This window comes from Shewanella sp. M-Br (assembly GCF_036245925.1).
GTDB lineage: Bacteria > Pseudomonadota > Gammaproteobacteria > Enterobacterales > Shewanellaceae > Shewanella > Shewanella oncorhynchi.
This window is the reverse complement of the sequence record NZ_BJBV01000001.1, coordinates 268,490-290,051: the sequence shown is the minus strand read 5'-3', so window position 1 is coordinate 290,051 and position 21,562 is coordinate 268,490. Positions and strand designations below refer to the sequence as shown.

At 45.5% G+C, this 21,562-nt stretch carries 18 protein-coding genes; 9 read left to right on the top strand and 9 right to left on the bottom strand.

Features of this window, described 5'->3' with window-relative positions; translation table 11 throughout:
• Positions 1-228 precede the first annotated feature (228 nt).
• Positions 229-1,902: a diguanylate cyclase gene (locus AAA952_RS01195; RefSeq protein WP_338253667.1), complete on the top strand. Its 1,674-nt coding sequence runs from the start codon at positions 229-231 to the stop codon at positions 1,900-1,902.
• Positions 1,903-2,065: 163 nt separating this feature from the next.
• On the opposite strand, the gene AAA952_RS01190 is transcribed toward AAA952_RS01195, so the two are convergent.
• The 5 genes from AAA952_RS01190 to AAA952_RS01170 form a co-directional block, all read right to left on the bottom strand.
• Positions 2,066-5,188 (bottom strand): NAD(P)-binding protein, encoded by a 3,123-nt coding sequence (locus AAA952_RS01190; protein WP_338253665.1) that lies wholly within the window; start codon positions 5,186-5,188, stop codon positions 2,066-2,068.
• A 237-nt stretch (positions 5,189-5,425) separates the two neighbouring features.
• Positions 5,426-5,587, bottom strand: a complete 162-nt coding sequence (locus AAA952_RS01185; protein WP_006080915.1) for a hypothetical protein — start codon at positions 5,585-5,587, stop codon at positions 5,426-5,428.
• Between the two features lie 288 nt (positions 5,588-5,875).
• Positions 5,876-7,267 carry an RsmB/NOP family class I SAM-dependent RNA methyltransferase gene (locus tag AAA952_RS01180; protein ID WP_338253661.1) on the bottom strand — a complete coding sequence of 464 codons (1,392 nt, stop codon included), beginning with the start codon at positions 7,265-7,267 and terminating at the stop codon, positions 5,876-5,878.
• A 239-nt stretch (positions 7,268-7,506) separates the two neighbouring features.
• On the bottom strand, positions 7,507-8,175 hold the full coding sequence (locus AAA952_RS01175; RefSeq protein ID WP_113941046.1) for a glutathione S-transferase family protein: 669 nt from the start codon (positions 8,173-8,175) through the stop codon (positions 7,507-7,509).
• Positions 8,176-8,253: 78 nt separating this feature from the next.
• Positions 8,254-8,880: a glutathione S-transferase family protein gene (locus AAA952_RS01170; protein ID WP_113941047.1), complete on the bottom strand. Its 627-nt coding sequence runs from the start codon at positions 8,878-8,880 to the stop codon at positions 8,254-8,256.
• Positions 8,881-9,076: 196 nt separating this feature from the next.
• On the opposite strand from AAA952_RS01170, the gene AAA952_RS01165 reads away from it, so the two are divergent.
• Positions 9,077-9,673, top strand: a complete 597-nt coding sequence (locus tag AAA952_RS01165; RefSeq protein WP_263165757.1) for a TetR/AcrR family transcriptional regulator — start codon at positions 9,077-9,079, stop codon at positions 9,671-9,673.
• Positions 9,674-9,766: 93 nt separating this feature from the next.
• Here the strand turns inward: AAA952_RS01165 and AAA952_RS01160 are convergent, their stop codons facing one another.
• Positions 9,767-10,480, bottom strand: a complete 714-nt coding sequence (locus AAA952_RS01160; protein WP_338253656.1) for a DUF2461 domain-containing protein — start codon at positions 10,478-10,480, stop codon at positions 9,767-9,769.
• Between the two features lie 336 nt (positions 10,481-10,816).
• On the opposite strand from AAA952_RS01160, the gene AAA952_RS01155 reads away from it, so the two are divergent.
• Positions 10,817-13,036 (top strand): TonB-dependent receptor domain-containing protein, encoded by a 2,220-nt coding sequence (locus AAA952_RS01155; protein ID WP_338253654.1) that lies wholly within the window; start codon positions 10,817-10,819, stop codon positions 13,034-13,036.
• 134 nt (positions 13,037-13,170) lie between these two features.
• Positions 13,171-13,734 carry a PhnA domain-containing protein gene (locus tag AAA952_RS01150; protein WP_011790067.1) on the top strand — a complete coding sequence of 188 codons (564 nt, stop codon included), beginning with the start codon at positions 13,171-13,173 and terminating at the stop codon, positions 13,732-13,734.
• A gap of 98 nt (positions 13,735-13,832) precedes the next feature.
• Here the strand turns inward: AAA952_RS01150 and AAA952_RS01145 are convergent, their stop codons facing one another.
• Positions 13,833-15,038, bottom strand: a complete 1,206-nt coding sequence (locus AAA952_RS01145) for an MFS transporter (RefSeq protein WP_338253648.1) — start codon at positions 15,036-15,038, stop codon at positions 13,833-13,835.
• Between the two features lie 230 nt (positions 15,039-15,268).
• On the opposite strand from AAA952_RS01145, the gene AAA952_RS01140 reads away from it, so the two are divergent.
• Both AAA952_RS01140 and AAA952_RS01135 read left to right on the top strand, forming a co-directional pair.
• Positions 15,269-15,847 (top strand): MarR family winged helix-turn-helix transcriptional regulator, encoded by a 579-nt coding sequence (locus AAA952_RS01140; RefSeq protein WP_338253646.1) that lies wholly within the window; start codon positions 15,269-15,271, stop codon positions 15,845-15,847.
• Between the two features lie 125 nt (positions 15,848-15,972).
• Entirely contained in the window at positions 15,973-16,986 is a 1,014-nt protein-coding gene (locus AAA952_RS01135) for a succinylglutamate desuccinylase/aspartoacylase family protein (RefSeq protein WP_028760658.1), read from the top strand.
• 19 nt (positions 16,987-17,005) lie between these two features.
• On the opposite strand, the gene AAA952_RS01130 is transcribed toward AAA952_RS01135, so the two are convergent.
• Positions 17,006-19,033: a methyl-accepting chemotaxis protein gene (locus AAA952_RS01130; protein WP_263180931.1), complete on the bottom strand. Its 2,028-nt coding sequence runs from the start codon at positions 19,031-19,033 to the stop codon at positions 17,006-17,008.
• A 207-nt stretch (positions 19,034-19,240) separates the two neighbouring features.
• On the opposite strand from AAA952_RS01130, the gene AAA952_RS01125 reads away from it, so the two are divergent.
• The 3 genes from AAA952_RS01125 to AAA952_RS01115 all read left to right on the top strand — a co-directional run bounded on the left by AAA952_RS01125 (position 19,241) and on the right by AAA952_RS01115 (position 21,151).
• A complete protein-coding gene (locus AAA952_RS01125) occupies positions 19,241-19,867 on the top strand; it encodes a fumarylacetoacetate hydrolase family protein (protein WP_338253642.1) in 627 nt (208 codons plus the stop codon).
• Positions 19,868-19,890: 23 nt separating this feature from the next.
• Positions 19,891-20,502, top strand: coding sequence for a Crp/Fnr family transcriptional regulator (locus AAA952_RS01120; protein WP_263199387.1), 612 nt, complete (start codon positions 19,891-19,893; stop codon positions 20,500-20,502).
• Positions 20,503-20,641: 139 nt separating this feature from the next.
• Positions 20,642-21,151 (top strand): YgjV family protein, encoded by a 510-nt coding sequence (locus tag AAA952_RS01115; RefSeq protein WP_028760654.1) that lies wholly within the window; start codon positions 20,642-20,644, stop codon positions 21,149-21,151.
• Between the two features lie 129 nt (positions 21,152-21,280).
• On the opposite strand, the gene AAA952_RS01110 is transcribed toward AAA952_RS01115, so the two are convergent.
• Positions 21,281-21,523, bottom strand: a complete 243-nt coding sequence (locus tag AAA952_RS01110; RefSeq protein WP_113941056.1) for a hypothetical protein — start codon at positions 21,521-21,523, stop codon at positions 21,281-21,283.
• Positions 21,524-21,562 lie beyond the last annotated feature (39 nt).

Here is a 21,562-nt window from a genome sequence, read left to right as displayed (position 1 = left end):
AAGTCAGTATTAAGGTGTATCTTGAATTTCATGCCGCAGTTTGGACTTTGAGACTAAAATAGCATCATAAGGCATGGTATATCCGACTAATTTAGCTTAACTGATTGTAAAAAACTAAATGTAGCCATAAAGTTAACCTACAAATCCAACTATCGACTAAGATTGACAGCATTAGCATTTTCTTCATCGCTGTAAAAATGATCTATGGCCCTTTAACTAAATAAGCCGATGAACAAACTTAAACAAACTCTATTTTGGTGTTTTTTACTTTTCTTGTGGACATTAAGTCCCTCTGTATTAAGCGCTGAAATTGCGTTGGACTCCCCGTATTTGTTCCATGCTAAAGCGGATCAACAGCCTCCTGATCGGTTTGAAACCGTGCCCCATTGGATGGGACAACTCGACGAAGCTAGTTCGGTCAGCTTAACCGGTGGCGATTATTGGATGATTACACCTGTGATGGTCAATCAACGTCAATCAAACTGGGTAGTGGATGCAAGTAATTCGATTATTGAATCCGTAGACTATTGGATACTCGGCAGTGACGGCAGCGTACAACATGCCCACAGTGGCTACACTGCTCCATACCAGTTTTTATTCGATTATGGCCGTAAGGTCACCTTGAATATGGGCACGGATTATTGGTTGGTGGTGAAGCTGAGTAGCCGTTATTACTCATCTCCCCCTGAGATAGCATTGCAAAGTGTGGCGGATCATCAACTTATGTCTGACCGTCTCGCAATGGCAGTGCTGCTGTGTTTAGGCGGATTATTGTTTATCGCTTTATATAATATTTTGATTTATATCTCTATTCTTGATAAAGCGTTTCTCTACTATGGTCTTTACGTATTTGCCTATTTTGGTGGCTGGGCACTGACTTTCCATTTGCCTGCACACTTATTTAATTTCCATTACCTCGAGTTGCATCATCTGTTTTTCATCAGTTTGCCCATTTTTAATATCATGTTTTACAAGCACTTCCTGCAGTTACCTAGTTACTCTCCGCGGCTGTGGCGTCTTAGTCAGTATTTAATGTTTGCCTGCATTGTGGCTCTGCCGACCAGTATTTGGTTGTTATCCTATACGGCAATTATTGCTTCTGTACTGATTATGCTATGGATTGCTTTAGCGATTACTTGCGGTAATGTGTGCTTGATGAAAGGCTTTGCTCCTGCGCGTTATTTTATTCTTGCCTTTACTTGCTTGCTGTTGCCTGCGGTGATTATTTTACCCGGAAATATGGGGTTAACCCCTGATTTTATCGAACATGCTGAGCTGGCGACACTGATGGGCGGCACGGCCGATGCGTTGCTGCTGTCCTTAGCGTTAGCGAATAAGCTGAAATTACTTGCTGAGGAACGTAAGGCGCATATTGAAGAGTTAGCGATTGCATGGGAAAAGGCACGTTTAGATGGATTAACGCGAGTCGGTAATCGTTATGCTTTTGACGAATATATGAACTCACAATTAGGATTTGCCGATAAAGTCGTGCAACCGATGGCGTTAGCACTATTGAATATCGATAGTCTGAAAAGTGTCAATGAAACACTCGGCCATCAAGAAGGCGATAGATTATTGCTGTTGATAGTGCAGTTATTGCAAGCAACAGACTTAGCGCACATGAAGGTTTATCGTATTAGTGGTGACGAGTTTGTGATTGTGACGCCTTCTGCTGGTATCCAGTTATTACAGAGTGCTTTGAGTGGCTTAGGTGAAGAATTAGCAAGCCATGGTTTTAAAGATTGCCAGTGTAGTTTTGGGATGTCGTTAAACACTGAGGTCGCAGATCCCCATGAGTGGTTGCGTTCTGCTGACACTCACTTATATCAATCGCGTATGGATAAGCGTCGTCAAGAGTATGCAGATACTCGCGGTGTCGATGTGAGGCTACATTTAAGCTAGTTATTGAAAAACTTAAAGTAATGGTTTAAGTAGAGCATTAGAAAACATAAACGGCGCAGAATTTATCTGCGCCGTTTATGTTTTTATCTTAGATTTATTAGCTTCATCTTGCTTGGACTAAACAGTGTCCAAGTTTGCGACTTAGCTAGATTTAAGGACGAGCTTAGAAGTCTTTTTCGCCCTTAATCACCGCAGGATGACCCGATATCGCTTTTGAAGTGTGCATTCCCGCCATCGTCGCCGCTTCGACGCAGCCCGCATTAAGGCCTGTCTTTATCCAATCGCCCGTCATATACAGGTTGTCTATCCCTGTGCCATCTGTCGTGATGCGATACTGCGAGCTGTCTTTAACCGATAAGACATAACGCTCGGATGGGTCTACATTTGCGCGCCAATATTGGCTATCGAAGCGGACAACACCTTGGCGGTCTTGTTCATCGTGTAACCATTCCCAAGGGAAGCTATCACCGACATTTTGCCAAAGTTTATGGATTTCGGTATTGAGTTGATGGATAGCGCCCGCTTTTGCTTCTAAGGTTTTCCGTTGTTGGAAATCTACATCCGAGCTTGGTGGATAGGCCTCGACAGGCAATGCCGAGCAAAAGTAACTGGCATTTTTAGGTTCTAAGCCGCGCCAATCTTCTTTGTCTAGTAGTTGGTTCATCGATGCCCAAGTATCGAAGGGTTCGGTGAAGCCCGATAATACGGGTTCCTCGCCATCTTCAGAGTAATTAGGCCAGCCTATCCCATTCAGATCTTGGTTCATCCACAGTTGATAGGCTTGAGTGGCGACAGTTTGCACCTTATCAACGCAAAGTGTGAGGGCTGGGCTTTGTGCCATGACTTCACTCGCCACATGGGGCACAGAACCTATGGATAGACCGAAGATCACTTTGTCAAAATCTACGCCTTTGACTAAACGCTTTTTCGGCAGGGCTTTGCCAAAGTGAGTTTCATACACGCTGTCCCAATCGCTCCAGAAGTGTTCAAGATTGATATTATGGGCTTTAAGCAGTGCCGCTTGTTCAGGCTCAAGTTGCTCATAATTGGGCGTACTTGGCCAGCAAGCGAGACCTTTAACATCGACCAAAGGATCATAGTTTGTGACAGTCGGTGCCAGAGCTACTTGTTCAGTGATCTCAATCGCTTGAACGCTTTGATTACGGCATTCGAGATTATCGATGCGATTGAAGTAGTGGAAGTTGACTCCGCGGTGTTTGAGCACTTCGTAAAAAGGTGTAAACACAACATCACCCATACCCGCCTGCATTTTCCACATCACGCCACCTTGATAGCACAGTGCAATACGCAGCATAGCGCGGATAATTGTGCCCGCTTCGACATTAGGTTTGTCGAAGTTGCCTTTCTCATAGGCAAACACTAAGTCGTAAAAACCACGCACGGGGGCGCTGTCGACTGTGTACTTAAGACTGGCGCCGTGTTTGGTTAACCATTCGCGGTAATCATAACCATTGATGGCATCGAAACCTTTTTCAAACACATCGTCGGCAAACATGCCCTTGAGGATCGTGAGCCCCAGATCGGCGGCTATATATAAGTGGCGTAGTTCGTCATTATTATCTAAATGTCCGCTAAAACGTTTCACGAGTCTTTGATGCAGGGCATCGACGGCCGATTCTACAAAACCATCGTCACTTTCACTGTGTACATGCTCATCGCACTCGCGGCCAATCATTTGATTAAAATGGCATTCAAGCTTATCACCGAGCGCGTCGAGTGATTCTTTGGCATCTTCGACCGAATCCTCTAACTTATCTTTTAAGCGTTCAAACCAGCTGCTATCGAGCCAGTTTTTAGGTGTTCCCATGGCATTTTCATCTGCATCGAGCAGGTCATCCATGTCTTTGAGCCATTCTTTGATCCACGCAAAGGCGACTTTAACGACTTTCCAGAAGGTGAGGGTTTCGGTGCCATCACCTGGGATGCCTGGTAACATTGGGAAAGTGATTGGCCAACTTACAGAACGGCCATCAACTTCTTCCTGTAAGACGATGAAGTTATGGGGTTTAAAGGCATCAAAAAAAGTCGCAAGCGGCGCGTTTGCTGGCCTATCCAATTCCTCATACGCTTTGCGCATTAAGGCAAACGCGTTTTGATAGAAACCAAACCAGATGTGTAAACCATGTTCTTCGATGCGTTGCCCCATAGCGGCATTGCGGCCACTTGCCCCTTTACCACCGATACGCCAGCCGAGTTGATAGACATCAATCTCATATTGATTCTGCCAGCCGGGTTTATCGGTTAGATAACAGGCTGCTGTCATTGCCGCGACACCGCCACCGAGAATGGCTATTTTCTGTTTTTTGATTTCGGAGTTATCGACTAATACCTCGCCGGGCGGCACTTCAAAATCGAAGTTCACATGGTAAGGGAGTAAAACGTGCTGCTCACCAATCTCGACCCCGAGCGTATCTTTTAACGGGAAGCTGGCATTATCAAAAATGGTCGCGACAAAATCATTTTTTAGCAGAGCAACACTGTGCACTTTATTCACTTGGGCTGGCGCGGCAACGATGGCTTGATAAATAGCTTTTTGCCCTGACGAGTCGGGGAACTGTTTTAGAAATACTTGATCGATAGCGGGTTTAAATAACAGATGAAATAGCTGCTCTTCGCCAAGCTGGTCAAGTTCTGGAATAAAATCGGTTTGTTCTTTAAAGAGTTGCCAAGTTTGAGCTATTGCTTCAAGGGTTGAAAGCTGTGCCTCGGGTTTGGCATCGCAATTCACTTCAATTAATGGATGCAGGGCAAGTTCGGTTTCGGGTGAGAAATGTAAAAAACTTTTGGTCTCAAGGGATAATCGCGTCAGAGGCTCGCCAACCGCTGGCATAGTGTATTCACATAAATACTTAGGATAACCAAAGAGTTCTCTGCCATTAATTAAGGCCATGGCATCGTTCACCCAAATGTGTAGCGGCTGAAAATACACTTGGCTGATTTGTTTACTGTCGCTGCTATCTTGGCGCCCGACCATGACCCAAGTGATGATGTCCGTTTCTTGGATCCAGCCCTTAGCTCTGTCCTCTGGATAAGCGGAATAGGCTTTTTCAATTTGAGTGAAGGTTGTCAGTACGTAGGGAGACAGCACCTTAAAATACATTGCGCTGCCGGCAACTTGATTCAGGGTTTTATCGATAGAGCGTTGCAGGTTTTCCTGTTTCCCCTTAAGAAAAAAACCGTACATATCGGCTTTATTTAGCACTAAGGGCGAGTGCATCAACATACTGCCTTGGGGATAAATAAAGTCGGGGCGCTGTTTTTCCATGGCGTTCATCCTTAAATTTCAGTGTAAGTCCAATGATTTGGGAGTTATAGCCCAAAAAGCATAGGGCAAATAAGCAATTAAGCCCATTGATTTTACACTGGAATGATTAAGTATTTGAGAGGGGATAACGGGGTTGAGTAGCAAGTTGGATATTATCCAACTTGCTCAGATTTGGCAGGTTTAGCACAGAACGAATTTGTAAAACAAACCCGTGAGAGCAAAGGTACTTAGATTTAGTTACTTCGATTTATTTTGGTAGAAATCCACCTCTGTATTATCGTCCGAGTAACGTCGCTTAGTATCTCTGCGGCGCTGTTTCACGCGTTTATTCTTTTGCTTACCTTTGACGTTATCGCCCCATGGCGCATCATCGTCGTCAAATTCATAGGAGTGTGACATGGTCAAAATTCCAAAAATACCTGTGCCATTCGCAGCACCCGATCTTTTTACCCAAAGGAGAGATGAAGCTAAAGCGAAATATTTCATCACTGATGGTGAAAAGTTTTGTCCAAAGGCTATATCTTGCCACTGAAATGGCCGTATCTGAGATTTTAATGGGGAGTTTGTTGGTTATCCTTATGATAATTAAAGGATAAGTGTAATTATCATCAGAAATTATATTATATGATTGAAACTGGCACCCAGAATGAAAGGCGCCAAGTTTTGATACAAAATAATGAGTTAGTGTTACTTGACGCGCAGCATACGCGCGACAAACATACCATCACTATTAGCTTCAAAGGGCCAAACGGTCAACATTTCTGTTTGTTCACCCGTAAAAGGATGGCGTATCGGCGTGAGCGTGAACTCTGGATGTTGCTGTAAAAACGCCGTCACCACGTCTTGGTTCTCGAGCGGCGACAAGGAACATGTGGCGTAAACGAGGATGCCGCTCGCTTTAACTGCGCGGCTACTGCGGCTTAAAATATCGAGCTGTAACGCGGCTTTATCGGCCACGGCTTCAACACCATCCAACCAACGCATATCAGGATTACGTCGCCAAGTGCCAGTACAACTGCATGGGGCATCGACTAACACACCGTCGAAATGATCCGCTGGTACCGGCAGGGCATCACTCTTCCAACGGGCCACGCTAATGCCGTTAAAGTGAGCTCTTTGGGCGCGTTTAGTCAGTTCTTCTAGGGCATTGGAGCGAATATCTGACGATATAATGCTGCCCGTGGAGGGTGTTTGATTATCAGCAGCCTTGGTCAGCATCAAAGACCGCAACTGCAGGGTTTTGCCGCCAGCACCACTGCAGGCATCCCACCAATGGGCATTGGGTTCTGGCGCGCAAATTTGCCCTATAACCTGTGAAGCCAAATCTTGGATCTCAATGTTGCCGTCTTTATACAGGGCGATTTCATTAAGATTCATACTCTTGCTGCCAAGGTTAATGGCATCGTTAAAGTAATGACCATAACTAGCATCGATACCGAGCGCTTGCAGTTGTGTCGCCGCATCTTGACTCGTGATCCCCTGTGCGCGGCCCCAAATCGGTGGGCGACTGGACATAGCCTCAATTAATTGCGCTTGCTGCGCCGCATCTACAGGGCACCGTTGCCAGAACCACTCGGGTAATAAGTCCTGTGGTTTAAACTCAGCCGCGGGAAATAAATGCTGCATTAGCGTGAGTTTGTCGTCGAGGCTTTTAACGGCAAGTGCTTGAGCCTGCTGATAATCGATAGGTGACTGCGATAACTCATGCCAAGCAGTGGCGATATCTTGCCAAGCATGGGCTTCCAATAACGCACTGGCACTTAGGCTGGCAAAATAAACGGCAGATTCTTGCTGATCGCCTAATCGCTGAAACCAACCCCACCAGCGAAATAGACTAAATAAGGATTCACGAATGACTTTACGATCCTTCGAGCCGTGTTTTTTATGTTCTCTAAAGTAGTTTGCCAAAATACGGTCGGCGGGCATTTTACTGCTTTGAATTTCATCGAATAACTGCTTAATTGTACTGGCGTAACTGAGCGCACGTTTTTGCGCTGGGGTGCTCGCCTCTGTATTTAACGCTGACGATGTGTTTGAGTTAGATGCCTTATCGGAAGAGAAGCTGCTTGGATTACCCATAAATTTAGCCTGAATTATGCTCTCTGTGGCTGCGCCTTATGTAGGAGGCATAACTGTAACAGAGGGGAAAAATAAGTGGCGCAGAGTGTAGCAGTTTTGCCCGATAACAGGCAGAAAAAAAGCCCCAAAGTAGCATCAACTTGCGGGGCTTTTTGTGGTTGAGTCACTGAGACTCATGGTGTATTCAGTACCAAAGGGTTATTTGCAGGCTATTCGCGCAATGACCGCTTAGCAGATGACTATTTCGTCACCATCTTTTGGATTTGCTTAGCCCGTTCTTCATCACTCATTTCCACAGGTGGCGGCGTGATTATGCCTTTTTGGCACGCGGGTCTGAGTGCTAACTCATCTAACCAACGTTGCAAATGGGTCAGACCTTCCATATTGATGCCGCTCCACTCGTGGATCCGCACCCAAGGCCAAGTTGCGATGTCGGCAATCGTGTATTCGTCACCAGCAAGGTATTGATTTGTAGCTAGTTGAGTATTCATAACCTCGAATAAACGTCGACCTTCTTTTTGGTAACGGTCAATGGCTGCGGGGATTTTTTCAGGGAAGTACCTAAAGAATACGTTGGCTTGTCCCATCATGGGGCCGACGCCGCTCATTTGGAACATTAACCATTGGATCACCTGCGAGCGTTTTTTAGGATCGGCTGGCAGGAATTTACCTGTTTTTTCGGCGAGATACAGCAGAATCGCACCCGATTCGAATACCACAAAATCCGCGTTATCGCGGTCGATAATGGCGGGAATGCGACCATTGGGATTGATGGCAATAAACTCGGGCTGTTTTTGCTCATTGGTGCTGAAATCTAATTTGTGGACGCGATATTCAAGTCCCATTTCTTCCAGTGCGATGGAAATTTTAAAACCGTTAGGGGTCGCGGCTGTGTATAAATCTATCATGATGATTCCTTTAGGTTATAACGCTTATAGCTACTCACTTTAGTGCCCATGAATATTCATCATCAGGCATTAGCGCCGCTATTTTTTAGGGGTTAACGATACTATGGCAGGACGCTGCGCCATAGTGTTGAACCAAGCCTTGAGATGCGGCAAGTTATCAGTCACTTCGATGTCTAAATTTTTAATAAAACTGATAAAAACGTAAGCCGAAATATCGGCAATGCTGAATGCATCGCCTGCCACAAAGGGTGACTTGCTCAATTGTTGGTCTAAGGTTGGTAGGAAGTCAATGACCCTTTGGCGTGATTCTGCGCCCCAAGACTCGACACAATTTTCCCTGTCTTTATAGACACCGCTTAAATTACGAAAGGCTTGAAACCCGACCATTAATCCTTGTAACTCTATGATGCGTTGCCACATTTCTACTTTGGCGCGCTCAAGCGGTGTATTACCAAACAGTGAACGCTCACTCGGGTGGATTTCGTCTAAATAGCGGCAAATGGCAACAGATTCACACAGGTAGCTGCCATCATCGAGTTCGAGCAGTGGAATGCGGCCATTTGCACTTTTGGCTTTAAACTCAGCGCTTAAATTTTCTCCTCCGCGGATATCGACGTTCACTCTTGGCACTTCTATGCCTTTTTCCGCAAGAAAAATACTGACGCGGCGTGCGCTGGGAGTCGGAGCTAATTCGTAGAGTTTCATCTAAAGTCCTGTAGTTTTTATCAGTGCTTTATGCTCGATTTGGGCACATAAGGCTTTTTCTGAACGTTCGGTTAGGTTAGAATTTACGCCATATCTAAACGAACAGTCAAGAATGATTTACCCCTCAACTTTCTGTAGCAAAGAGGAATGGTGAAGCTGAACGTGAACGCGTATTCAAGAGATTAGGTCGCAGGCTATGGCACGGAGTTGTAATTTTGATCGGCAAGAAAAACTCATATTGGCGATGGAGCTTTTTTGGCAAAAGGGCTTTGCCGAAACCTCGATTTCCGATCTCGTCGGCCATTTAGGCATTAATCGATTTAGTCTCTATAACAGCTTCGGCGACAAGCAGAATCTTTACCGCGAGTGCCTCAGTTTCTACCTTGATCATTATTCTTTTGGCGCTTCAGATACTTTGCTGCATGAAAAAGCGGGCTTAGCTGAAATAGAAGCTTATTTAGCGCGCTTTGTTGCTTTGCAGAGGGAGCAAAAGTATGGCTGTTTTATGCAAAATGCCGTGCTCGAAAAGAGCCTTAACGATGAAAGTGTGCTGCAGGAATGTCAGCGATTATTTTGTCGATTACAGACCTCATTCATCCAAGTGTTACAAGTTTGCCAAGCGCGTGGAGAGCTATTAGCCCATGTGCAACCACATCAAGTTGCTGCTTTTTTAGTGCTGCAATTACAAGGGATTAGAGTGTTAGGCAAGGCGGGCGAATATGAGTTGTTAGACAATGCGTTTGTTGTATTGCAAGACTATTTACGTAGTTTGAGTGCTAATCAGACGGCATAACTGCAAATGACATAGTTTGATTGGCCTAGGTTTTTGCCTAGGCCATGTTTTTTAGAAATCTATTTTTTAAAAGTTTATTTTTAAAAGCTATTTCTAAAAGTCCAAGTCCAGCGCAAAACACAGATAGGCCATCAGTTGAGTGCAGCGTGCAAACTGCTCGGCACAAAAACTGGCTGCATCTGGGCGGCAGAGTTCCTCAAAGGCGATATTTTTAACTGCGATAAAATCTTTTCGTTTTAGCTCTATCAGCATAGGGTGGTTTTTATCAAATCCCTTTGGTGGTCGAGTTAAGCTATCGCCATCCATATTAAATCCATGACTTTGTAAGGTTTGTAGCGCCTTTTTATAGCCGTTGGGATTCTCATCGATGCAAGTGCGAATGGCATTTAAGGCTTTCGATTCTGGGTGCCAAATCCCTGCGGCAATAAAACAGCCATCTTCGGCAATATGTAGATACAGTCCCGGCGCATGCACGTCTTTGCCCTGAAAATGGCGAAATTGAATGCCAACATTGGTTTTATAGGGCGTTTTATCTTTGCTAAAACGGCTGTCTCGCTGGGGACGCATCAGGCTGCCGCCGACTTTTTTTGGTACTGCAGTCAGCCGAGGCGAGAGGGCGAGAATACTGGGCTGCATTTGCTCGATAAACTGCAGTGCAGGCGTTCGCACTGTTTCTTCGTATTCCGCCTGATGGGCTTTAAACCAGTCGCGGGAGTTGTTTTGTGCCAGTTGATTTAAAAATTGCAGGCTCGCCGTGCTGAATGTTGCACCAGTCGCGATGGGGATTTTAGTTGTTAGAGTGGCCATTATCAGGGAACCTTATTAATGCAGATAAACCGAGCACAAGCAGTATTAATGCCGATTGAGGAGCAAGGTGAGTTGCTGACATATCCTTCCATATCGCCTGCCCGTTCTTACTCACGATAGTTAAAACACGATAGTTAAGACTGCCAAGTTGGGTGTCAATACTGCCATCCTTCGGCAAGATCTTCACTTAAATTTTTGCATTGTGCCGCTTCTACCTTGTTTTCAATAAGTCGGTTATTTACACGTAAAGCTAAGTGAGAACTATTCTTATCTTGTTCGTTAGTGCCTATAATGCCGCCCTATTTTTAGATTGGTTTGTTAATAGGATGACGTTGAATGGGTTGCCTGCCTAAGTGTGATAAGTGGAAAGCGAATAGAAATCTGTCGCTTATGGGATTATGTATATTGCCCTCAATGCCGTTGTACGCCGCTGAGGTATTGGGCGAGCCTAAGGTTGAGCCGATTGAGATCCTGCAGGTTCATGGGCAGCAATATCGCAGGGCCATCACAGTCGCTAAACCCGGTGAAGCGATTATTTCCATGGAACAAATCGAGGAGATGCAGGCGACAACTTTCGCCGAAGTGATCGATGATATGGCGGGGGCGCATATCGATGGCGGTACCCGCAGTGGCGGTGAGCGGATTAATATTTGGGGCTTTGGCGAGACGGAAGATTTTAACGTTTATGTGGATAATGCTCCGGTGGGATTTGAGCAGTATCGTTACGGATCATTTTTCCTCGATCCTGATCTCATCAAGCGAGTGGAAGTGATTAAAGGTGCCCATGATGTGCGCTCGGGCAATGGCGGTTTTGGTGGTGCCATGTATGTGGTCACTAAATCGGCCGATGATTTTCTTAACTATGATCAATCACTTGGCGCGCGAGCCAAAACCAGCTACGCCAGCAATAATGACGCTATGGGTTATACGGGGACAGTTTATGGCCGCGTGAATTCACATCTATCTGGCTTGCTGCATCTTACGCGTCGCGATGCGGGGGATGTCACTTTAGCCAATGGTGAAGAGTTTGAATATTCAGGTTATGAGCAAAATAACTACCTAGGTAAGATGGATTACGCGCAGGGCGATCACCAACTGGCCTTGAGCGTGACCCATTATCTCGATGAGGGCCGCAAACCTTGGGCCAATCGCCGTGGCCCTATGCCTGCAATTTCAGACTACAACATCAAAAAGTACGGCTCCTACGAGCAGGCGCTGTATGCCACAACCGCCTATAACACCTATGAAGACAACACTTGGTCTGCCAATTATCGTTATTCGCCGAGCAATCCGCTGATTGATACCCAAGTGGTGATCTCCCATTCGGCGAATGCGCGTCACTGGGTAAGACCCGATATTGCGTGGGAGAAAATGACGGTTTCCGTCGGCAACTTCGGCCACGAATCTTGGCTAGATTACAAACGTGATTACATTGATATTAACAACTTGAGTTTGATTGGCGACCACGAGATCACCACAGGATTACAGTACCGTAGTCTCGACCGCACTTCGTTAGTGTTCAACAAAAGTTATGAAACAAATCCCGAGAAAAACTTTGGCTGGTACACACCTTACTACCAACCCGAAGGCCGTCAAGATACCTATGCAGCCTATATTCGCGATGCAATTCATCTTACTAATGACTTAACTGTGACTCCCTCGCTGCGATATGACTTTATCTACAGCATAGGTCGACCAAATATTGCACCAGATTACAATGATATTGCTGCTGGCCATGATTATAGCTCGACCCATCATTCGGGGTTCTCACCAAGATTAGGCATAGATTATCAACTGACAAATCACGCTCGGTTAAACTTTGATTACGCTTATAGCTTGCAAGCCCCTGTGGTGGATGAGATTTATGCCGTGCAATACGCTAAAGCCAGCATTACCGGCACGAGTCGCGACATTGATGTCGAACGCTTACATGCCTTCAAATTAGGCCTAATGACGCAGCATCAGCATGTACTTGCCAATGAGGATGCTTTGTCGACGCAAATCACCCTGTTTGCCAATTTAGGTCGTGATGATATTGCCCAGCGCCGCGGAGCTAAGTCTGATAAAACCCAGTTAATTCAAAGTGGTTATACAAATCTTGATGGTTACCATATTTACGGTGCCGATTTTGAAGCCCAATATCGCTATCAAGACGTGTTCAGTGATCTGGCGGTTTCATGGCTGCAAGGTCAACACAATGGGTCACTCAGAGACAGCCAAGATGACGATGAATATTTAGCTAACATAGCCCCGCTCGATATTCGTTTGCGTTTAGGCATGTATATCACAGATGACATTTCTATTGCTTGGCAGGGCGCTTGGTATGATGCGCAAACCAATGTTCCCCACGGTGATATCTTTAATGCCGAGTCGCCAAGCGAGAATTATTTCCTACAGAATGTGTATCTCGCCTATGAACCTCAAGCCATCTTAAAGGGATTAAGTGTGCGTTTGATGGTAAAAAATCTTACGGATCTGCAAGTGGTGCCGTTTCTCTCCGATGGGATACCCGCCGCAGGGCGTGATGTTCGTTTGAGTTTAGCCTATGAATTTTAAAGACTAATCACCAAGGCTGTGTGGACTAGGTATATATAGCTCATAAAAAATAGGGTTATATTGCCTCAGCCCCCTGCCGAAAAATGCCAGTTTATGGCATAATCCGCGTTTTACTAGGCATATAGAACAGAAAAATGACTGAAAATGAATTGCTAAGTCGCTGTGGCGGCAAGTGTGAACTGTGTGGCAGCGAGCTTGAACTCTCTATTTATGATCTGCCAGCCTCCGATGGCCGTGACAATGAGATCATGATTTGTGAAACCTGCAGTGGCCAAATTGCGGCACCGGATACCATGGACATGAACCACTGGCGTTGTCTGAATGACAGCATGTGGAGTCCTGTACCGGCAGTTCAAGTGATGTCATATCGTATGCTTAAGCGCTTAAATGGCGAAAGCTGGGCGCAAGATTTGCTGGATATGCTTTATCTTGAAGACGATTTAAAAGCGTGGGGTGATGCCGAAGTTGCCGCAGCAGGTGACGATGCTACGCCAACGTTAGACAGTAATGGTGCAGTGCTCAATGCTGGCGATACTGTGGTCATCATCAAAGACTTAAACGTGAAAGGCACTAGCTTTGTGGCTAAGCGTGGCACAGCTGTGCGTAACATTGCTTTGACCAACAACCCAGAGCATATCGAAGGCCGCGTTAACGGTACTCGTATTGTGATTCTGACGTGCTTCGTTAAAAAGTCTTAAGTTTCGCTTAGTGTGAGCGCGATTTATTTAGCTCAACACAATAAAAACCGCCATGATCGTTAGCCGACATGGCGGTTTTTTTATTTTAAATTAGATGGTTAAGATACACAGCGGGTGATTTGATATTGGCGTGCATAGCCCTGCGGATTAAATTGCCAAGATAATATCCACGCGATCACACTTAAGCCACCGAGTAATAACCAAGCACTGTTAAAGCTGTTGAAATTATCGCGAATTAATCCGGCAATCCAAGGCGAGATAGCCGCTATGGTATATCCCACACCCTGCACGAAGGCGGTTAATTTACCTGCTAACATAGGATTCTGTTGATGATCCATAGTGACAATCAGCCCGAGTGGAAAAATCCCGCCAATACCTAATCCTGCAAGTCCCGCCCATAAAAATAGCGATACTTGAGGGGCGAGTGCCAGTCCCATAAAGCCAATGAGTTGTAGCAAGCAGAGTAGGGCTATGATGGCGCGTCTGTCCGTCGACTTGCTGGCAAGCCAAGGAAACACTAAGCCCGCGATCACTTCCATGCTGGTTAAGAAACCTAACACTAATCCCGATTGAGTTTGGCTATAACCTAGCTCGACCGCGTAGGGGGCTAACCATGCAAGTACGCAGACATAACAACTTGTGCCTAATGCAAAAAATATCGCCAATAGCCAACTGCGACGAAAACGCCAAAAGTTAAGTTGCAAAGCTTGCTCTTTTGCTTGGCTCGGTAATGCGGCTTTATGTTTAATCAGGAGCCACAGCACGAGTGCGAATATGCCTAACCAAGTCCAATGACCTAGACCCGCGCGCCAACCTAAGTTCATCCCGATAAAAGGTGCGCTACTCGCCGCTAATGCCGCGCCACCCATAATGGCGGTGACGTAAAGCCCCATCATTAAGGGCACCCGTTCACCGAAATTAAGCTTAATCATGGCGGGCATTATGGTTTGAATGAGGGCGATTGCGACCCCTGCCAGTAATGCCGAGCAGATAAGCCAATTGGCATCTATCGCCCAGAAGCGCATTGCAGTGGCGCCGATCAGCAGTAGCAATGATCCTGTCATTACGGTATTGAATCCTAAACGTTTGGCGATACTAAAGCCTGTAAAACAACCCAGTCCCATGGCGAGCACGGGCAGCAATGTCAGCATAGACGCTAAGGTAAAACTTAAGCTGATATCCTTTTGTATGCTGGGCAGTAAAGGCCCAACGGAGGCGAGAATGGGCCGTAGATTTAGACCAATAAGGATGAACGCGAGTCCGAGCAGCAATAAATTCACTTTCTCTGTCAGGGGGGATCGCATGGATTGTCTCCAAAAATAAGCTGAGTTTGATTTGCTGAAAAAGTGATTTGTAGCAGCATTTAGCATACTCATGATGATTTCCTTTCAACAACAGTAGGTTGAAACCACATCACTACAATTCAAAAAGAATCTCTTTCAGATGTATCTTGATATAAAGATATTTTAATTCTGCGAGAAAATGACTAAGATGTAAAGAATGATGTAAAGAATCTTTATATTGAGATAAACCTATGACAGCTAAAATGACGCTAACTAATGCCAGTCCTGCGGATACTAACGCGAGTTCTACGGATAAAAAGAAAGCGGATTCGAATACTAAAGAAGATGGCCTCGATAGAATTGTTGAACAGTGGCAACAGCAAGGGGTTACTGAGGATTTGATCCCTATGGCTGTGCTCGGGCGAATCGCTCGTTTAACGAAATATATCGAAGTGGTACTGCTGCAATGCCACGCCGAATTTGGCTTAGGTCAGGGGGAGTTCGATGTGCTCGCGACGTTAAGGCGCTCGGGAGAGCCGTTCACACTCTCGCCTTCGCAACTTTATCAGAGCATGATGCTAAGTTCTGGCGCTATGACCAGTCGTTTAGACAGACTCGAAAATAAGGGGCTGATTGAGCGGGAGCACAGTAAGGAAGATCGCCGCGCTGTCCATGTCTCGTTAACTGCAGAGGGTAAGTCGCTCATTGATAAGGCATTACCTCAGCATATTCAATGTCAACGTGCGTTGTTCGCGGGCGTGAGTGCTGAAGATAGGCCTGTGTTACTGCAGATTTTAAAATCTTGGCTGAACCAATTTGAGCCGCAATAATTCGTTTAAAATCCCACTTTAGTCTTTAAAGTAGGCTGATATGCAATAGCGGATCATTTTGGCAAAAATGCGGTAAACATGAGCCAACCGCGCGGGATAACATTTGATAGAACAAGGGAGTTGCCATGGTAAAAAGACGTGAAGCATTTGAATTAGCGGGAAAACGAGTCACAGCTGGGACGCAATTAGGGATCAAGCTGCCAGCCGCTAAGTTGTATACCGATACGCAACTCGATATTCATGTGGAAGTGTTTCACGGAGCCAAACCTGGCCCGACTTTACTGGTTTGTGCCGCTATTCATGGGGATGAACTCAATGGTATCGAAATTTGTCGGCGTTTATTAGCCAGAGTGAATCCAAAGAATCTGACGGGCACGTTAATTGTGGTGCCAATAGTGAATGTGTTTGGTTTTATTCAGCAATCCCGTTATTTACCCGATCGTCGTGATTTAAATCGTTGCTTTCCTGGTTCTAGCAAAGGGGCGCTCGCAAGCCGTTTAGCTAATCTGTTTGCCACTCAGTTATTAGTTCATGCAACCCATGTGATTGATTTACATACTGGGGCCGTCCATAGGGATAATTTGCCGCAAATTCGCTGTGATACTAATGATGAGACTATGCTCGCCATGGCGAATGCCTTTGGTGCGCCGCTTATTATGCATTCTAAAGCCCGCAGTGTTTCTATGCGAGGTTATGCTAATCAACAGGGCATTCCTTGCATTTTATATGAGGCTGGAGAGGCGTTACGTTTTAGCGAGTTGTCGATAAAATCTGGCCTCAAAGGTGTGCTCAATGTGATGCGCAGTTTAGATATGCTTAAAGGGCGAGTGAGTAACAAAGGCGCGAGTGTCAGTGCTATTCGCAGTTATTGGGTTCGCAGTGAATCCGATGGTTTAGTGAATATGAAGCTTAAACTTGGCCAGCGGGTGACTAAGGGTTATATCATTGCCCATATCGTTAGTCCCCACGGCGGTGACAGTGTGGCCATTCGCGCGCCAACCGACGGTATTATCATAGGAATAAGTAATATCCCTGTGACTAACGAAGGTGAGGGCATGTTTCATATCGCCCAGTTCGAAGGTGACGAGATTGAAATTGCCAACGAACAGCTCGATGAATTCCTGATGGAATATGCCTAGATTCTAGGTCCCATCACCTCTATAGTTTAAACCGTTCCACTGAGCTGGTGAGTGAATGGGCAAGCAGAGTGACTTCGTTGCTGCGTTTAGCCATGTCCATGGCTTCATTGGCATTTTGGTCTGCAGATTGTGCCGCCTCACTCATGCTCGACTCAATCCGCTGGCTGTAATCTAACTGCTCGTGGGCGGCGTGGGTGATCTCTAGACTCATTTTATTGAGGGTATGTAAGGTGCTTTCTATGTGAGCGATAGCATCCTGCAGGGTTTGGCTTTGTCCGACACACTCATTTGCTTGATTTTGCCCCGTAGTAATTGCATCGGCTGCCGTGGACGTTTCTTTTTGCAGGGCCGTGATCATGGTTTGAATTTCGGCGGTAGCGGCTTGGGTGCGTGAGGCAAGTGATCGCACTTCATCGGCCACGACGGCAAAACCACGACCATGTTCCCCCGCTCTGGCGGCTTCAATGGCGGCGTTCAGTGCCAGCAAATTGGTTTGTTCGGCAATGCTGCTGATGGTGGTTAAAATGCTGCCAATATTATCGCTTTGAATGCTCAAGCGAGACATGACTTCAACTGAGCTACTTAAACGGGCGCTCAGTTCGGCAATTTTATTGCGATTATCATCGGCAATTTGCTTCACTTGATTACCGTATTTCGAGGCTTGACTGATTTGTCTCGCCGACTCACTGGCCTGTTCTGTCACTAGATTTGAGCTAGTAAACATCTGTTCTGCCAAGGCTTTAGTTTCATCGACTCGACTGATTTGCGCCGTTGCGGCATTGGCGATGCGCTGGCCTTGCTCATTGGTTTGGGTGGCAGAGCTGTCCAATGAATGGGCATTTTGGCTGATATTGGTTAACAGCTTGGCAAGATCGTCACTCAAGGTATTCATGTTATCGATTAGGGCACCAAATTCATCGTTATGGCGTTTACGAATGCGTTTAGATAAATCCCCTCGGGCGATACTGGCGAGTGCGCCGTTCACTAAGGCCAAGGGATTGAGCATGGCCTTGGAGGTGAAGAAAGAGATAAAGCTCACCATGATGATAAATACCAGTGCTAGTACAATCGCTAAGGTTTGACCCTGTTGAATATCATTACTGGCGATGGTTTGCAGGCTGGTAAATCGGCGGTCGGCTAAGTTGATTAACTTATCTAAGGCGAGATTATTCGCATTAAACTCTTTATCGGCATCGAGGTAATGTTGCTCTGCTTGTCGTTGTGCCTCAACTACGGCTTCCTGCACTTTATAAAGTTCGGCAGGCGCTGCGAGTAAGGTATTGATAATCGCATATTCTTGCTCGAATGTTTGCAGTAGGCCTAAGGTATCAAGCCCATCAGTTTGTTGTTTTAAAAAGGTAAAGTTAGTGGTGAGGTTCCCCAGTAAAATACCGACATCCTGTTGGTGCGATTGAATAACATCCAAACTTTGAGTGTGGATCAGTTCCCCCATAGTGTTGGCTAGCGTATAGAGCATGTCGTCAATGCGAGTACCTGTGCCGACAATTTCTTCGAGTAAAGTCGGATTATCGGGGATGGAAAGAGTTTCGAGATCAATCATCGCATTACTGGCGTTGGTCTTGGCATGGTTAAAGCGCTCAAAGAGTTGCAGGTACTGCCGTTTTGCTTGTTCATTGGCGAGTTTAGCGCTAAACATGGCTTGGCTTTGCTGCAAATAGGCTTGGTATCTTGCCTGCGCTTCGTTTAGGGATGTTTGCATCTTAGGTTGATCTGCAACTCGCTCAATTAACTCATTTTCGATACTTTGATATTTCTTCTGCAGCGCGGTAAATGCTTGCTGACTTTTGGTTAAGGCGGCAGTGTCTTGCTGACTATGGGCCAAGGTGGCAAGGCGTGACATTTTTAATAGCACTAGTTGTAAGCTATTACTCTGCTTTTGCACGGGTACGGCTAAGGTTTCAATATTTTGATAGGCGGTTTGTACTTGGGAGAGTGAATAGTAGAAAAAGCTACTACCAGCGATGAGCAGCGCGCCAATTGCACTAAAACTAAAGATGATTTTTTGTTTTATGGTAAGCGTTAACATAGTGCGAAAACCTCTTCTATGACTGTCCCTGTAAAATGGGTTTATTAATGGTTAGATCGCTGTTTTCGTTGAAATATTGATTTAAGTGTAGCAGAGTTCGTCATAAGTACAGTGATTAGTTCAATTGAACGTTTAGATTTAATTTAGGTTAACTAGTTGGTTTTATTATTTAAAATTATTTCAACCCTATCTTGAAAAGGATTAAAGATGAAATCAGTCATGTTAGGTGAAAACCTTATCGTACCGACAAAAATTCTCTGCATTGGGCGTAACTATGTTGAGCATATCCATGAATTAGGTAACGAAATCCCCGAGGATATGGTGGTATTTTTAAAGCCCAACTCGGCCATTTCGACTGTGCTTCATTCTGAGCATCAAGGGGAAACCTTGCATTATGAAACCGAGCTGTGTTTTATGTTTCAAAATGGCCGTTTCAGTAGCGTCGCCGTCGGTTTAGATCTCACAAAACGTGATTTGCAAACTAAGTTAAAAGCTAAGGGATTGCCTTGGGAGCGAGCAAAAGCCTTTGATGGTGCAGCGTTATTCAGTCCGTTTGTGGCGATTGATGATGCGGAGGCACAGCTGCATTTCACCTTGAGTATCAATGATAACTTGGTGCAAGAGGGGCATATCGATTTAATGATTTACAAACCTCAGACCATATTGTCCGAGCTACAGGCATTTATCAGTCTCGATGAGGGCGATATTGTAATGACAGGCACGCCTAAGGGCGTGGGAAGCATTCCCGCTAAAAGTGTATTTAACGTCACGCTGAGCCGTGGCCTGCAAGCGACTGCTGCACCCTTACTCGAATGGCAGTGGTTAAGTGTTTAGTGATAAATCGCTGAGTTGCTCGCATGATTGAACCTGATGACGTAAAAAAGACTGCTGTATTGCAAGTGTCAACTTGCCAGCCACTGCAACAATATTTGATTGCGTTAGGGGCGAGTCAAGCTGCTGTTGAACGTTACTTACCACAGTTTAAAGCGTTGAACGTGCCGGCGGGAGAGGTGCTTCTTGGCCAAGGAGATGAGCAGTCACAGGCATATTTTGTTGTGGATGGTATCGTGCGCGCTTGCCATTATACTCAGGAGGGCACAGAGCGCTGTAAGGAGTTTTATTTCGAGGGTGAACTGTGTTTTTTGTATGTCAGTTGGCTTAAGCAAATTCCCGCTCGTTACCAATTAGAGGCTTTAAGCGCCTGTAAACTTATCCAAATGCCCTTGTCCGTGTTGGATGATACTTCGCTGCAGTCAGTGCAACTTGGGTTACTTAAACAGCAATTATTGTATAAAGAACAAAAGGAAGCCTTTTTACTGCTGCACACACCTGAGCAACGTTATCTGTATTTACGCGAACATTCACCACTTTGGCTTGAGCGGTTAAGCCAAGGTCAGCTAGCTAATTATATTGGCATTACGGCAATCAGTTTGTCGCGTATGCGCCGACGACTTCAAGACTCTCTTTAACGGTTCTTGCTCCCAGTTAACTTAAGTTAATGCGCTAAATCGCGATTCCCATGATGCTGCGCCTTAAGTTGCGCTCTCAAGTCTATAAGGCTTTCAATCAGAGTGCGCATTATTGCTTAAAGCGAAGGAGCTTAATAAGTTGACTGCGTTTACTTTGTCTCAAATTTTGGTGGCGATAGCCATTATCTTCGATCTGATTTCGTTTCAATTTAAGGCGCGGGAGCGGATAGTCGCCTGCCTTTTTGTGTCTGGCATCTTGATTTCAATTCATTTTTGTTTGCTGGAGCAATGGACTGCCGCAGGCTTAATGGGCATAGCCACAGTGCGTTATCTCACCAGTATTTTTACCACCTCAAAAGTAGCCCTATGGTGTTTCTCTATTGCTGCACTTGTGATGAGCATTGTGACCTTTAATGGGGTAACGACTGTGATCAGTTGTATAGGCACCTTGTTTCAAACCCGCGCCGCATTCTGTCAAAGGGATAAAGATCTCAGACTGCTTATGATAGTCGGAACCAGTTTTTGGCTCGTTCACAATGCCTTAGTGGGATCGCCCGTGGCAGTGTTAATGGAGGTACTCTTTATTGGCAGTAATTTGGTGGGCTATTATCGACACTATTTTCGTGGGCAGCTTAAGCAACTGCCGTGATTAGTTTAAATAATCTCATTGATAATTAGAAAGATATTTACTTTATAACGGCGAATTACAGTGACTGTTGTAATCGTCGCTTGGCCGTCGATGTGAGGCTAATTCCAGTGTGGGTTGGCTCTGGAATGATTAGAGTCCCGCGACGGCTTCCATATCGAGTTCGATATCTGTGCAGCCTTTAGCACAGTAAATTCCTGCGGCTTGTTCTGCCTTTGCCTGCTCAGGCAATATGACTTTAAGTGTCTGTTTACAGCTAGGACATTGCACTGGCTTACCTTTAAATACCCGTTTAATCAGATTTTTCTGTTCATTAAACGAGGTTGCTGTGGTTTGGTTTAACACAGCAAAGGTGCTAGTAGAAGCAGTTGTCATCGGTTGGCAGATCCTTAGGCTTGATAAAGTGTTATCACG

Bases quoted from the DNA above. Each gene is read 5' to 3' on its own strand.
- AAA952_RS01185 (WP_006080915.1), bottom strand. From the start codon at position 5,587: ATGTCACACTCCTATGAATTTGACGACGATGATGCGCCATGGGGCGAT.
- AAA952_RS01145 (WP_338253648.1), bottom strand. From the start codon at position 15,038: ATGCGATCCCCCCTGACAGAGAAAGTGAATTTATTGCTGCTCGGACTC.
- AAA952_RS01150 (WP_011790067.1), top strand. From the start codon at position 13,171: ATGACTGAAAATGAATTGCTAAGTCGCTGTGGCGGCAAGTGTGAACTG.
- AAA952_RS01170 (WP_113941047.1), bottom strand. From the start codon at position 8,880: ATGAAACTCTACGAATTAGCTCCGACTCCCAGCGCACGCCGCGTCAGT.
- AAA952_RS01110 (WP_113941056.1), bottom strand. From the start codon at position 21,523: ATGACAACTGCTTCTACTAGCACCTTTGCTGTGTTAAACCAAACCACA.
- AAA952_RS01155 (WP_338253654.1), top strand. From the start codon at position 10,817: ATGGGTTGCCTGCCTAAGTGTGATAAGTGGAAAGCGAATAGAAATCTG.
- AAA952_RS01125 (WP_338253642.1), top strand. From the start codon at position 19,241: ATGAAATCAGTCATGTTAGGTGAAAACCTTATCGTACCGACAAAAATT.
- AAA952_RS01160 (WP_338253656.1), bottom strand. From the start codon at position 10,480: ATGGCCACTCTAACAACTAAAATCCCCATCGCGACTGGTGCAACATTC.
- AAA952_RS01120 (WP_263199387.1), top strand. From the start codon at position 19,891: ATGATTGAACCTGATGACGTAAAAAAGACTGCTGTATTGCAAGTGTCA.
- AAA952_RS01165 (WP_263165757.1), top strand. From the start codon at position 9,077: ATGGCACGGAGTTGTAATTTTGATCGGCAAGAAAAACTCATATTGGCG.
- AAA952_RS01190 (WP_338253665.1), bottom strand. From the start codon at position 5,188: ATGGAAAAACAGCGCCCCGACTTTATTTATCCCCAAGGCAGTATGTTG.
- AAA952_RS01195 (WP_338253667.1), top strand. From the start codon at position 229: ATGAACAAACTTAAACAAACTCTATTTTGGTGTTTTTTACTTTTCTTG.
- AAA952_RS01130 (WP_263180931.1), bottom strand. From the start codon at position 19,033: ATGTTAACGCTTACCATAAAACAAAAAATCATCTTTAGTTTTAGTGCA.
- AAA952_RS01180 (WP_338253661.1), bottom strand. From the start codon at position 7,267: ATGGGTAATCCAAGCAGCTTCTCTTCCGATAAGGCATCTAACTCAAAC.
- AAA952_RS01135 (WP_028760658.1), top strand. From the start codon at position 15,973: ATGGTAAAAAGACGTGAAGCATTTGAATTAGCGGGAAAACGAGTCACA.
- AAA952_RS01175 (WP_113941046.1), bottom strand. From the start codon at position 8,175: ATGATAGATTTATACACAGCCGCGACCCCTAACGGTTTTAAAATTTCC.
- AAA952_RS01140 (WP_338253646.1), top strand. From the start codon at position 15,269: ATGACAGCTAAAATGACGCTAACTAATGCCAGTCCTGCGGATACTAAC.